Origin of the sequence: Paramagnetospirillum magneticum AMB-1 (genome assembly GCF_000009985.1) — a bacterium.
Lineage (GTDB): Bacteria > Pseudomonadota > Alphaproteobacteria > Rhodospirillales > Magnetospirillaceae > Phaeospirillum > Phaeospirillum magneticum.
The window spans coordinates 2,788,269-2,800,584 of the sequence record NC_007626.1; the positions used below are offsets into that span (position 1 = coordinate 2,788,269).

At 67.3% G+C, this 12,316-nt stretch carries 11 protein-coding genes; all 11 read left to right on the top strand.

Annotation, left to right across the window (positions count from 1 at the left end; all coding sequences use genetic code 11):
• Positions 1 to 7 precede the first annotated feature (7 nt).
• The 11 genes from AMB_RS13090 to AMB_RS13140 all read left to right on the top strand — a co-directional run bounded on the left by AMB_RS13090 (position 8) and on the right by AMB_RS13140 (position 12,315).
• Positions 8 to 1,174 carry an ABC transporter substrate-binding protein gene (locus tag AMB_RS13090; protein ID WP_011384982.1) on the top strand — a complete coding sequence of 389 codons (1,167 nt, stop codon included), beginning with the start codon at positions 8 to 10 and terminating at the stop codon, positions 1,172 to 1,174.
• 159 nt (positions 1,175 to 1,333) lie between these two features.
• The gene (locus AMB_RS13095; RefSeq protein WP_011384983.1) at positions 1,334 to 2,209 is read left to right on the top strand and encodes a branched-chain amino acid ABC transporter permease; all 876 of its coding nucleotides are present in this window, start codon (positions 1,334 to 1,336) and stop codon (positions 2,207 to 2,209) included.
• Between the two features lie 2 nt (positions 2,210 to 2,211).
• Positions 2,212 to 3,174 carry a branched-chain amino acid ABC transporter permease gene (locus AMB_RS13100; RefSeq protein ID WP_011384984.1) on the top strand — a complete coding sequence of 321 codons (963 nt, stop codon included), beginning with the start codon at positions 2,212 to 2,214 and terminating at the stop codon, positions 3,172 to 3,174.
• Positions 3,164 to 3,880 carry an ABC transporter ATP-binding protein gene (locus tag AMB_RS13105; RefSeq protein WP_011384985.1) on the top strand — a complete coding sequence of 239 codons (717 nt, stop codon included), beginning with the start codon at positions 3,164 to 3,166 and terminating at the stop codon, positions 3,878 to 3,880. The genes AMB_RS13100 and AMB_RS13105 overlap by 11 nt, the downstream gene beginning before the upstream one ends.
• Positions 3,864 to 4,592, top strand: a complete 729-nt coding sequence (locus AMB_RS13110) for an ABC transporter ATP-binding protein (protein WP_011384986.1) — start codon at positions 3,864 to 3,866, stop codon at positions 4,590 to 4,592. The genes AMB_RS13105 and AMB_RS13110 overlap by 17 nt, the downstream gene beginning before the upstream one ends.
• A complete protein-coding gene (locus tag AMB_RS13115) occupies positions 4,582 to 5,013 on the top strand; it encodes a PaaI family thioesterase (RefSeq protein ID WP_011384987.1) in 432 nt (143 codons plus the stop codon). Before AMB_RS13110 ends, AMB_RS13115 begins: the two co-directional genes overlap by 11 nt.
• A 121-nt stretch (positions 5,014 to 5,134) precedes the next feature.
• Positions 5,135 to 6,121, top strand: a complete 987-nt coding sequence (locus AMB_RS13120; RefSeq protein ID WP_043744513.1) for an NAD(P)H-dependent flavin oxidoreductase — start codon at positions 5,135 to 5,137, stop codon at positions 6,119 to 6,121.
• Entirely contained in the window at positions 6,118 to 7,527 is a 1,410-nt protein-coding gene (locus tag AMB_RS13125; RefSeq protein WP_011384989.1) for a hypothetical protein, read from the top strand. Before AMB_RS13120 ends, AMB_RS13125 begins: the two co-directional genes overlap by 4 nt.
• 11 nt (positions 7,528 to 7,538) lie before the next feature.
• Complete coding sequence (locus AMB_RS13130; RefSeq protein WP_043744516.1) at positions 7,539 to 8,759, top strand: CaiB/BaiF CoA transferase family protein; 1,221 nt, start codon at positions 7,539 to 7,541, stop codon at positions 8,757 to 8,759.
• A 37-nt stretch (positions 8,760 to 8,796) separates the two neighbouring features.
• Entirely contained in the window at positions 8,797 to 10,776 is a 1,980-nt protein-coding gene (locus AMB_RS13135) for a tetratricopeptide repeat protein (RefSeq protein WP_070108662.1), read from the top strand.
• A 540-nt stretch (positions 10,777 to 11,316) separates the two neighbouring features.
• Complete coding sequence (locus AMB_RS13140) at positions 11,317 to 12,315, top strand: FAD:protein FMN transferase (protein ID WP_011384992.1); 999 nt, start codon at positions 11,317 to 11,319, stop codon at positions 12,313 to 12,315.
• The last annotated feature ends 1 nt before the right edge of the window (position 12,316 follow it).

Below are 12,316 nucleotides of genomic sequence, written 5' to 3' on the forward strand. Positions count from 1 at the left end.
AAGCAAGATGTCCAAGAACAAGCTTTGTGTCTCGGCCCTGGCCCTGTCCCTGATGCTGGGCTTCGGCCCGGCCCGGGCCGCCGAATTCAAGATCGGCGCCGAAATCCCGCTGTCGGGCAATCTGGCCCGGGTGGGCACCGCCATGAACGAGGGCATCCAGGTGGCCGCCGAGATGTTCAACAAGAAGAACGGCAAGCACACGGTCAAGATCCTGACCGTCGATGACGAATCCTCGCCGGCCAAGGCCGTGGGCGCCGTGGAGAAGCTGGCCGCCGACGGCGTGGTCGCCTATACCGGCGGCTATGGCTCCAACATCATCGGCCCGGCCTCGGAAGCCGCCGAGAAGCTGGGCAAGGTCTACATCACCTCGGGCGGCGTCGCCACCGAGCTGACCAAGCGCAACCTCAAGACCTTCTTCCGCATCAACAGCTCGGAAGGTTATGCCCGCGCCCTGATGGGCATGTTCAACGAGGTGGGCATCAAGTCGGTGGCGGTGGTCTATTCCACCAAGGAAGCCACCGAGGAAGTGGCCAAGATGCTGCAGACCGGCCTGGGCCCCAAGGGCGTCAAGGTCACCATGCATGCGTTTGATCCGGCCACCAACGACTTCAAGCCGATCATCCACAAGATCAAGCTGCAGGATCGTCCTGACGCCATCGCCATGATCGGCTACGAGAACGATTACGTGGGCATCCTGCGCGCCGCCAAGGTGTTGAAGCCCGACATCAAGACCATCGCCGGGGTGTGGTCGCTGGCCACCTCCAAGATGGCCGCCGAGTTCCCCGACCTGATGGAGAACGTGTCCGGCACCTCGACCCTGTCCTTCCCGGCCGAGTTCACCACGCCGGAAGCCAAGGAATTCGCCGAGACCTACCAGAAGATGTTCAACAAGGCCCCCGATTACCTGGGCATCTTCGGCTATGTGCAGTCCAAGCTTTTGTTCGAGGCGGTGGCCCGCGCCGCCGATGCCGGCACCATGGACAAGGGCGGCATCGCCACCGAGATGCGCAAGACCCAGTCCGACACGGTCATCGGCAAGGTCCGCTTCGACGAATCCGGCGATAACCCGGAATTCACCCACCGCATGGGCCAGCATCAGGCCGGCAAGGTGGTGCTGGTCTGGCCGGCGGAAGCCGCCACCGGCAAGGTCAAGTATCCGGCCGTGCCGTGGTGAGAAATACCGAGTTTTCCCCGTCATGCCCGGACTTGGTCCGGGCATCCGCGCCCCGCCGCTCCCTATGCCGAGGGACTGGCGGCACCGCGTGGATCACCGGGTCAAGCCCGGTGATGACGGGAAAAGGATTGCTGTTCTCCTGTTCCAGGGTCCGAGTCCATGCTTGAACTTACCCTTCAATCCCTGTTTTCCGGCGTGCTGTCGGGGGCGTATTACGCCCTGATCGCCCTGGGTCTCGCCCTGGTGTTCGGCACCATGCGGGTCATCAACCTCGCCCATGGCGAGCTGGTGCTGCTGGGCGCCTATATCAGCTATACCGCCGAGGAGAAGCTGGGCCTCGATCCCCTGGCCTCACTGCCCCTGGCGCTGGCCGTGGTGGTGGGGACCGCCATCCTGGTCTATTACCTGGTCAGCCTGATCAAGAAGGACCGCGAGCTGAACTCGCTGATCCTCACCTTCGGCATCGGAGTGATCCTCACCAATGCGGTGCTGATGATCTGGTCGGCGGACATCCATTCCGCCACCACGCCGTGGTACCACGACGCCACCATCCTGTTCGACACCCTGTTCGCCATGCAGGCCGAGCTGGTGTTCGCCGGCTTCGGCATCGCCCTGGTGGGCGCCGTGTGGTGGTGGCTGGAAAAGAGCTGGTACGGCCGGGCCTTGCGCGCCGTGGCGTCCAACCGCGACGCCGCCAAGCTGATGGGTGTCAACCCGCAATTGACGGAGATCCTGTCCTTCGCGGTGTCGGGCGTGCTGGCCACGGTGGCGGGCATCGCCATCTACACCGCCAAGGTGATCCAGCCCGCCATGGGCCATCACCTGACGGTCAAGGCCTTCATCATCACCGTGCTGGCCGGCATGGGCTCGGTGCCCGGTGTCCTGCTGGGCGCCGTGCTGCTGGGCATCGTGGAAAGCCTCACCGTCACCATGGCCTCGTCGGCGCTGCAGGAACTGGCCGGCATGGTCCTGTTCCTGGTGGTGCTGCTGTTGATGCCGTCCGGCCTGTTCGGCCGCGCCAAGCGGCGGGGGTAAGCATGACGTCCTGGATCAAGATCGCCGCCTTCCTGGCGTTTTCCTACATCGCCGTGCCGCTGGCGCTGGGCTCCAACGCCTATGTCATCGGCCTGCTCGTCGCGGCGCTGACCATCGGCGGCATCGCCGTGGCCTGGGCCCTGCTGGGCAATCTGGGCGGCATGGTCAGCTTCGGCCACGCCGCCTTCTTCGGAGTGGGCGCCTATGTCTCGGCCCTGCTGACCCTGCGGGGCGGCTGGCCGGTGTTTCCGGCCATGCTGGTCGCCGGTCTGGGCGCGGCTATCGCCTCGGTGGCGACCATGCCGGCGCTGAGGCTGCGCGGCCCCTACTTTGCCCTGGCCATCCTGGCCTATGCCGAGATCTTCCGCATCCTGGCCACCGAGTTGAAGCCCATCACCGGCGGCGCGGCAGGGCTGTTGTCCATCCCCCGCCTGCCCAACGTGCTGGGCCTGGATTTCGGCACCAAGCTGGGTGGCTATTTCGTCATCCTCACCATCGTGGTGGCGGCCATGGCGGCCTATCACCTGATCCGCCGCAGCCCTTACGGCCTGGCCCTGAAGGCCATGCACGACAGCGAGGACGCCACCCGCGTGGTGGGCGTCAACTCCACCCTGCTCAAGGCCTGGATGCTGGTGGTGTCGGCCTTCATCACCGGCATGGTCGGCGCCTTCAACGCCCATTACATCAACTTCCTCGAGCCCGATTACGCCTTCGCCGGGCAGTGGACGACCCTGGCCATCGTCTCGGCCATCTTCGGCGGCTACCGCACGGTGAGCGGGCCGCTGGTGGGCGCCGTGGTGGTCTATCTGGTGGACCAGCTGGCCTTCAAGCCCATCCTGCCCCAGGGCCACCAGATCGTGCTGGGCGTGCTGCTGGGCGCCATGATCCTGTTCAGCCCGGGCGGATTGATGCCCATGCTGATGGCCAAACTGTCGCGCAAGGAGGGCCACGCCCATGCTGCTTGAGCTTGACGGCATCACCGTGGCCTTCGGCGGCCTGATCGCGGTGGGCGACGTGTCGTTCTCCATGGCCGAGGGCGACGTGCTCGGTCTGGTCGGCCCCAACGGGGCGGGCAAGACCACCCTGTTCAACGCCGTGTCGGGACTGGTGCGTCCGACCCGGGGCAAGGCCCACTTTCTGGGCCGCGACCTGGTCGCCATGCCCATCCACACCCGCGCCCGCGCCGGCATCGGCCGCGCCTTCCAGGTGCCCCAGCCCATGCACGAACTGACGGTGCGGGAAAACCTGATGGTGGCGTCGCGCTTCGCCACCGGCCGGGTGGACAAGCAGCGGATCGAGGAAATCCTCGACCTCCTGAAGCTGGGCCACAAGGCGGATTCCGACGCCGCCACCTCACTGGCGCTGACCGAGCAGAAGGCCTTGGAGGTGGGCAAGGCCCTGGCCACCAACCCCAAGCTGTTGATGCTCGACGAGGTGCTGGCCGGGCTGGAGACGGCGGGCAAGCGCGCCTTCATGCACACCCTGTCCGAAGTGCGCCAGCGTTACGGCCTCGCCCTTTTGATCATCGAGCACGACATCGAGACCATTACCCGCCTGTGCCCCCGCGTGGTGGTGCTGAACTTCGGCCGTCTGATCGCCGAAGGCAGCCCCGAAAGCGTGTTCAACGACCCCGAAGTCATCAGGAGCTACACCGGTGGCGAAGCTGCTTGAAATCGAATCCCTGAGGGCCGGCTACGGCTCCATCAATGTGCTGTGGGACCTGTCGCTCTCCATCGAGGAAGGCAAGCTGACTTGCATTCTCGGCCCCAATGGCGGCGGCAAGACCACGCTGCTGCGCGCCATCATGGGACTGGTGAAGACCGAAAGTGGCCGCGTCCTCTACCAGGGCCGCGACCGCACCAACGCGCCCACCTGGGACATGGTGGCCGACGGCGTGGCCATGATCCCCGAGGGCCGCATGGTGTTCCGCGACATGAGCGTGGCCGACAACCTGCTGATGGGCGCCTTCCCCAAGAAGTGCCGGGCCAATGCGCCGAAAAACCTTCAGATGGTCTACGACATGTTCCCCCGGCTCTACGAGCGCCGCGACCAGTTGGCCGGCGCGCTATCGGGCGGCGAGGCGCAGATGCTGGCCATGGGGCGCGGCCTGATGGAGGAGCCCAAGCTGATCCTGGTGGACGAGCCGTCGCTGGGCCTCGCCCCCGTGGTGGTCGACGAGGTGATGGGCATCCTCGACCGGCTGAAGCAGGAAGGCCTGACCATCGTCCTGGTGGAGCAGAACACCAACAAGGCCCTGAAGATCGCCGACCACGTCTATCTGGTCAGAGGCGGTAAGGTGGTCTTGTCCGAGACGGCGGATTCGGTGGATCTTGGACGGCTCCACGACCTCTATTTCGCCAGGGACACCCTTCATGAGCACTGATCTGCTGGACGGCGAGCCCCGATCGGGCTTTCAGGAATTGCTGGGCTACCACCTGGCCGAATGGACCGAGGACCGCGCGGTGCTCGAGTTGACCGTCGAGCGCAAACACTGCAACCGCGCCGGTCTGGTGCATGGCGGCGTGCTGGCCACCCTGATCGACACCTCCTGCGGGTTCGCCGCCACGTTCTGCCCCCACCCCGGACGGGTGCGTCGCTGCGTCACCCTGCAGTTGACAACCAGCTTCACCGGCCAGGCCCGCCACGGCCTGCTGCGCGCCATCGCCCACAAAAAGGCCGGAGGCAGCCGCATCGTGTTCTGCTCGTCCGAGGTCTTCGACGACAGCGGCAAGCTGGTCGCCATGGGCGAAGGTACCTTCCGCTACCGCACGGGCAGCGAAACGCCGGAGGGAGTGGCGCTGTGAATAATACCCTTGTCATCCCGACGACCACCGGGAGGAGGGATCCCGTCCTGGTATGGCTTTTCAGCATCGACACCGCCCTTCCAGGCGGAGATCCCTCGACTTCGCTCGGGATGACAATGAGATGACCGCCCTCTTCCAAACCCGCATCACCGAACTGTTCGGTCTCCGCCTGCCGGTGCTGGCCGGCGGGCTGCAGTGGCTGGCCACCCCCGATTACGTGGCCGCTGCCGCCCAGGCGGGCATCTGCGGTTTCATCACGGCGGCCAGCTACGAGGACATCGCCGATCTGCGGACCGCCATCCGCCGCTGCCGCGACCTGTCCGAGGGCAAGCCGTTCGGGGTCAACGTCTCCATGCTGCCCAAGCTGGTGCAGGGCGAGCGGACGCAAGCCGTCTTTGACCTGATCGTCGAGGAGAATGTCCGCTTCGTCGAGACCTCCGGCCGCAACCCGGCGGCCTACCTGCCCGCGTTGAAGGCGGCGGGCATCACCGTGGTGCACAAGGTGCCGGCGGTGAAATACGCGCTCAAGGCCGAGGCCGAAGGCGTCGACGCCGTGGCCGTGGTGGGTGCCGAATGCGGCGGCCATCCCGGCATGGACATGGTCGGTACCATGGTGCAGGCCAATGTGGCGGCGGCCAAGCTGTCCATTCCGCTGCTGGTGGGCGGCGGCATCGGCACCGGCGCCCATCTGGTGGCCGCCCTGGCCCTGGGCGCCGATGGCGTGGTGGTGGGCACCCGCTTCCTGGTGGCCGAGGAGATCTGGGCCCATGCCGACTACAAGCAGAAGCTGATCGAGGCCGACGAGACCGAGACCACCCTGATCCTGTCATCCTTGCGCAACACCGCCCGCGTGCTGCGCAACGAGGCGACCGCCACGGTGCAGGCGCTGGAATCCAATGGGGCCGGCATCGAGGCGCTGATGCCCCACATTTCCGGCAAGGTGGGCCGCGAGGCCTATCGCACCGGCGACTGGAGCAAAGCCGCCCTGTCGGTGGGCCAGTCGGTGGCCTTCGCCGACCGCATCGAGCCCCTGGCCGCCATCATCGCCCGCTTCGAGGATGAAGCGCGGGCGGCTCTGGCCCGGCTGAAGGGGTTGTCGGAGCCATGACCGGCGGGCGCCCGTCCGCCCTGCTGCTGCTGGGCATGATCGCCTGCGTGCTGGCCGATGTGGTAGTGCCCGCCGAAATGCTGCGCATGGGCGCCCGCCTTCTGCTGGTCGCCTTTCTGGCGGCGGAATGGCGCCGCATGGCGGTCAATGCCAAGGTGATGATCGGCCTTGCCCTCGGCCTGACCATGGGGGCGGCGGTGACGGGAACCGCCGAACCCGCCAAGGTCATCGCCGGTTCGCTGGATACCGGCGCCTTCTTCGCCACCTTCTTCGCCAACCAGTTCTTCCTGCGTGAAGCGGCGCGCACCTCGCCCCTGGTCAGCCGCTGCTCCACCTTCTTCGTCAACCAGCCCCCCGGGCGGCGCTATGCCCTGTTGACCGTGGGCGGCTATCTGTTCGGCATCATCCTCAATATCGGGGTGCTGAGCCTGCTGGGCATCATGATCAAGCAGCGCAATTCGCTGGAGGCGGCGGGCGGCAACGAGCAGATCAGGGATGTGCGCGAGCGCCGCATGGTGCTGGCCCTGCTGCGCGGCTTTTCCGTCACGCCGCTGGCCTCGCCGCTGTCCATCTCGCTGGCGGTGATGCTGACGGCGCTGCCCAGCCTGCACTGGAGCTCCATGCTGCCCCTGGGCATGGCCACCGGCGCCATCGTGCTGGGCCTGGGCTGGCTGCAGGACCGCCTCCAGGCGCCGGTCCACCTGCGCGGCCTGGCGCCGCCCGTGGAACCGGCCCGCGACTTCGCGGCCCTGGGCGGCGTCACGGCGCTGGTGCTGATGGTGTTCTTCACCGCCCTGGCCTTTGAGTGGCTGCTGGGCGTGCCGCTCAGCCGCGCCATGCTGGTCTCGACGCCCCTGGTGGGCCTGGGCTGGCTGGCCCGGCAATATCTCGGCGGCGGCATCGCCAGCGGCATGACCGCCACCGGCCGCCGGGTGGTGGTCCAGGCGGGAGCCACCTTCCCCGCCTACCGCACCGAGATCGCCATCCTGTCCTCGGCCGGCTTCATCGGCACCCTGTTCTCGGCGATGATTCCGCCCGAGACCCTGGGCGCGCTCATCGCCTCGCCCCTGCTGCCGCCGGCCATTTTGCCGGCCCTGGCCATTCTGGCGGTGGTGGGGCCGGCACTGATCGGCATCAACCCCATCGTCTCGGTCACCATCATCGCCTCGGCGCTGAGCGCGGCGCCGTCCCTGCCGCTTTCCACCGAATCCCTGGCGCTGGGCCTGATCGGCGGCTGGTGCCTGGCCATCAATTCATCGGCCATGACCGCCTCGGCCATGCTGCTGGGCGAGTTGGTGGGCAAGCCGTCGCGGACCATCGTGCTGGGCTGGAACGGCTTGTTCACCCTGGCGGTGTTCACGGTGCTGAGCCTGTGGCTCACCCTTCTGGCGCGCTTGATACAATGAGGAACGACACCATGCGGGCTTTGGACGACATCCTGGTCCTCGATCTTTCCCGGGTCCTGGCCGGTCCCTGGTGCACCCAGATGCTGTCCGATCTCGGTGCAAAGGTGATCAAGGTGGAAAAGCCCGGTGCCGGCGACGACACAAGGGGCTGGGGGCCGCCCTTCCTGACCGATCCCGCCACAGAGGAAAAGGGGGACGCCGCCTATTATCTGGCGGCCAACCGGGGCAAGCATTCGGTGACCATCGACATGGCGACGCCCGAAGGCCAGGAACTGATCCGCCATCTGGCCGCCAAGGCCGACGTGCTGGTGGAAAACTACAAGCTGGGCGGCCTCAAGAAATACGGCCTGGATTACGACGCCCTCAAGGCGGTCAATCCCCGGCTGGTCTATTGCTCCATCACCGGCTTCGGCCAGACCGGCCCCTATGCGCCGCGCGCCGGCTACGACTTCATGATCCAGGCCATGGGCGGCATGATGAGCGTCACCGGCGAGAAGGATGCCCTGCCCGGCGGTGGGCCGCAGAAGGCGGGCATCGCCATCGCCGACCTGTCCACCGGCCTGCATGCGGTGATCGCCATCCTGGCGGCCCTCAACCAGCGCCACCGCACCGGGCGCGGCCAGTATATCGACCTGGGCCTGCTGGACGTGCAGGTCTCCATGATGTCCAACCAGGCCCAGACCTATCTGGTGGGCGGCAAGGCCCCGGCCCGGGCGGGCAACGGCCACGCCGCCATCGTGCCCTATCAGGCGTTTCCCACCCAGGACGGCCACCTGATCATCGCGGTGGGCAATGACGGCCAGTTCGCCAAGCTGGCCGAGGTGCTGGGCCATCCCGAATGGGCGGCGGACCAGCGGTTCATCCTCAACCGCTCGCGCGTCGAGCACCGCGAGGTGCTGGTCCCCCTGCTGGAGGCCGAGACCCGGCGCTTCCCCTCGGCCCACTTGCTGGACGCCCTGGAGCGCCGCCAGATTCCGTGCGGCCCCATCAACACCATGGACAAGGTGTTCGACGACCCCCAGGCCCAGGCCCGCAATCTGCGGCAAGAGGTTCCCCACGCCCTGGCCGGCACCGTTCCCACCGTGGCCAGCCCGCTGCGCCTGTCGGACTCGCCCGTCATCTACGACCGGGGGCCGCCGCTGCTGGGCGAGCACACGGAGGTGGTCCTGGGCGATCTGCTGGGCCTGGACGCCCCGGCCGTGGAAGCCTTGCGCGCCAAAGGCGTGGTGTAGGCTTGACGGCGGCGAGGGCGGCCCTGATAAATCGGAGATGACCTCCGATCCCGCCCTGCTGCTCCAACAGGCCGAAGCGCTGCACAACCAGGGCCGCGTGGACGAGGCGGAAGCCCTGTACCACCGCGTCCTCAGGCAGGCGCCGCAATCGCCCGAAGCCGCCAAGTCCCTCACCAATCTGGGAGTCATCGCCCACGGCCGGGGACGGACCGGCGAGGCCCTGACCCTGCACGGCCAAGCCCTGGCCCTGGCCCCCCAACTGGCCGAGGCCTGGTGCAACCGGGGTGACCTGCTGAGCGATCTCGGCCGCCTGGAGGAGGCGGAAGGCGACTTCGTTCGGGCCTGCGACCTTTCCCCCGCGCTGCTGCCCGCCTGGTTCAACCTGGGCAATGTGCGCCTGCGCCGGGGCGACACGGCGCAGGCCGAGCCCTGTTATCGCCGGGCCGCCGCCCTGGCGCCCCACCTGCCGCTCATCCATGCCCAACTGGCCCGCTGCCTGGACGCCATGGGTCAGGCCGAGGGGGCCGCCGACGCCATGGAGGCGGCATGGCGCCTTGCCCCCGACGACTGGCGGCTGCTGACCGACCTGGGGGCGCTGCAGCAACAGGCCGGGCGCCTCCATGCGGCGCAGAACAGCCTGCGCGCCGCCATCTCGCTCAATCCCAGCCATGCCGCCGCCCATTACAACCTGGGCAACGTCTTTTACGGCGAGGGCCGCGCCGCCGAGGCCGTCGCCTGCTGGCAAGCGGCCTGGAGCATGGACCCAAGCCTGGGCGAAGCGGCCTCCAACGCCCTCAACGGCCTGCATTACCTCCCCGACCTGACCGGCGATGAGGTGGGCCGCGTCCATCGCCGGATGATGGAGCGCGACGGCTCCCCCCCTCCCGCCCCACATGCCAACGCCGCAGACCCGGGCCGGGTGATCCGGGTCGGCTATGTCTCGGCGGATTTCCGCCGCCATCCCCTCGGCCAGTTGATGCGCCCGGTGCTGAAGGGCCACGACCGCAGCCAGGTCTTCGCCGTCTGCTACGCGACACGGCCGGGCCATGACGAAATCACCGCCGAGCTTCGGCACCATGCCGATCTCTGGCGGGAGGTGGCGGGACTGGACGACGGCGCCCTGGCCCAGCAGGTCCGCCAGGACGGCATCGACATCCTGGTGGACCTGGACGGCCAGACGGCGGGCAACCGGCTGGGGCTGTTCGCCCTGAGGCCGGCGCCGGTCCAGATGAGTTGGCTGGGCTATCCCTTCACCACCGGGCTGGCCGCCATGGATTACGCCCTGCTGGACCGCGCCACCGTGCCGCCCGAGGCGGAAGCGTGGTTCAGCGAGACGGTGCTGCTGCTGCCCGGCTCGCGCCTGTGTTACCAGGGACCGGAAACCCCCGAGCCCGCTCCGCCGCCGAGCCTGGAGCGCGGCAGCGTCACCTTCGGCAGCTTCAACAACATCGCCAAGCTGAACGAGCAGGTCATCGCCGCCTGGGCGCGCATCCTGAACCGGGTGCCGAACTCGCGCCTGTGGCTGAAATGGCCGCACCTTGCCCTCGACGAGGTGGCAAGCCCCCTGCGTCAGGCCTTCGCCGCCCACGGCGTCGATCCAGGCCGGCTGGAACTGCGCGGCAATTCGCCGCCCGCCCAATTGCTGGCCGAATACGCCGAAATCGACATCGCGCTCGATCCCTTCCCCTATTGCGGCGCCTTCACCTCCTGCGAGGCCTTGTGGATGGGGGTGCCGGTGGTCACCCTGCCCGGCCCCCGGCCGTTCTCGCGCCAGACCCTGGCATTGCTGGCCGCCATGGGCCTGGAGGACGAGTTGGCCCGTCCCGACCTTGCCGCCTATGAAGATCTGGCCGTCGCCCTGGCCGCCGATCCGGAGAGGCTGACACGGCTGCGGGGCGGGCTGCGCCCTCTCATGCGGCAAGGCATCGGCGACGCCGAGGCCCATGTGGCGGGGCTGGAACGGGTGTTCCGGCAGGTCTGGACGGATTGGTGCGCAAGGATAAAGGGGGAGGCTTGATTTAAGGCCTCCCCCTTTACCGCTCTCCCCTACCCCCCCGGGTTGGGATCGCCGCGGCGACTACGTCACCGCAAAAAAAAGGACCCGGCCCCATGGGCACAGGTCGTTGCGGGTTATTACTTACCATCAAACCCCACCCCTGCCAAGCACAAAAGGATAGGCGAGCCCCATCCTTTCGGTGAAAGGGCGACATTTGAGGGGAAACATCACACGCCGTGTCGTACTTGCGACAAGCCTCCCATCACGACCCGGCCGGATTTTTCCTCCTGCCAAAGGCCATAGCCATCCCGTTACATCCTGTGGATAAGCTGCGTATCACTTAAAATTCGGCTGATTTCCGCCATTTCGTAAATTTGGTATTGCAATGCGTATTTCAAAACACACACTCTTGATGTGGACGATGACCTCGCATACCATCTATGTGACGTTTTTTTGAGCAATTATACTTTTGTGGCGCGGGTCTTGCTAAGACACTTGGCGGACCGTGGGAACAGGCCCCCTGGCGTCCGGAAGTTTCACCCGAAGGAGGGCTCAGGCTCGATGACCGTTCGTATCACCCGCCGTCGCGCCATCACCGTTCTGGCCGCCGCCGCCGGACTGCCGTTGCTGATGCAGGCCAACGCCGCCCAGGCCCGCCTGGTCCGCTGGGAAGGAACGACCCTCGGGGCGCCTTCCACCATCCAGCTGTTTTCCACCGACGAGGCCAAGGCCCGCGCCGCGCTGGCCGCCGCGCAAGGGGAACTGGCCCGGCTGGAAGCCATTTTCAGCATCTACCGCGCCGATTCGGCCCTGTCGGCCCTGAACCGTGACGGCAAGCTGGACAACGCGCCGGCCGAGTTCGTCGAACTGGTCGCCCACGCCAAGAGCCTGGCCGCCATCAGCGACGGCGCCTTCGACCCCACCATCCAGCCGGTGTGGCAGCTGTATTTCAGCCACTTCACCGCCTCCAATCCCGACCCGAACGGCCCGGCGCGCAAGGACATCGACGCCGCCCTGGCCCTGGTGGACTGGAAAGGCATCGAGATCGACGCCGCCGGCCATCGGGTCGCCCTGGCCCGCCCGGGCATGGCGCTGACGCTGAATGCCCGCGCCCAGGGCTATATCACCGACAAGGTCGCCGAGGTGCTGCGCGCCCACGGTTTCAGCCAGATGCTGGTGGACATGGGCGAGCCCCGCGCCCTGGAGGCCAAGCCCGACGGCTCGGCGTGGCATATCGGCATCGCCAACCCGGCCGACAACACCAAGGCGGTGACCTCGGTCGACGTGGTCAACAAGTGTGTCTCCACCTCGGGCGGCTACGGCACCATCTTCGACGAGGCGGGCAAGTTCACCCACATCATCGATCCCAGGACCGGCCGCACGGCCTCGGCCGATCTGGGGGTGACGGTGATCGCCGACACCGCCACCATCGCCGATGGCTTGGCCACCGCCCTGATCCTGGCGCCGGAAGACAAGCGCCAGCACATCCTGCGGATTGCGGGCGCCGACAAGGCCATCTTCGTCACGCCCCAGGGCGTCGTCGCCACGGTGACGGCCTGAG

Bases quoted from the DNA above. Each gene is read 5' to 3' on its own strand.
- AMB_RS13130 (WP_043744516.1), top strand. From the start codon at position 7,539: ATGCGGGCTTTGGACGACATCCTGGTCCTCGATCTTTCCCGGGTCCTG.
- AMB_RS13115 (WP_011384987.1), top strand. From the start codon at position 4,582: ATGAGCACTGATCTGCTGGACGGCGAGCCCCGATCGGGCTTTCAGGAA.
- AMB_RS13095 (WP_011384983.1), top strand. From the start codon at position 1,334: ATGCTTGAACTTACCCTTCAATCCCTGTTTTCCGGCGTGCTGTCGGGG.
- AMB_RS13105 (WP_011384985.1), top strand. From the start codon at position 3,164: ATGCTGCTTGAGCTTGACGGCATCACCGTGGCCTTCGGCGGCCTGATC.
- AMB_RS13125 (WP_011384989.1), top strand. From the start codon at position 6,118: ATGACCGGCGGGCGCCCGTCCGCCCTGCTGCTGCTGGGCATGATCGCC.
- AMB_RS13135 (WP_070108662.1), top strand. From the start codon at position 8,797: ATGACCTCCGATCCCGCCCTGCTGCTCCAACAGGCCGAAGCGCTGCAC.
- AMB_RS13140 (WP_011384992.1), top strand. From the start codon at position 11,317: ATGACCGTTCGTATCACCCGCCGTCGCGCCATCACCGTTCTGGCCGCC.
- AMB_RS13100 (WP_011384984.1), top strand. From the start codon at position 2,212: ATGACGTCCTGGATCAAGATCGCCGCCTTCCTGGCGTTTTCCTACATC.
- AMB_RS13090 (WP_011384982.1), top strand. From the start codon at position 8: ATGTCCAAGAACAAGCTTTGTGTCTCGGCCCTGGCCCTGTCCCTGATG.
- AMB_RS13120 (WP_043744513.1), top strand. From the start codon at position 5,135: ATGACCGCCCTCTTCCAAACCCGCATCACCGAACTGTTCGGTCTCCGC.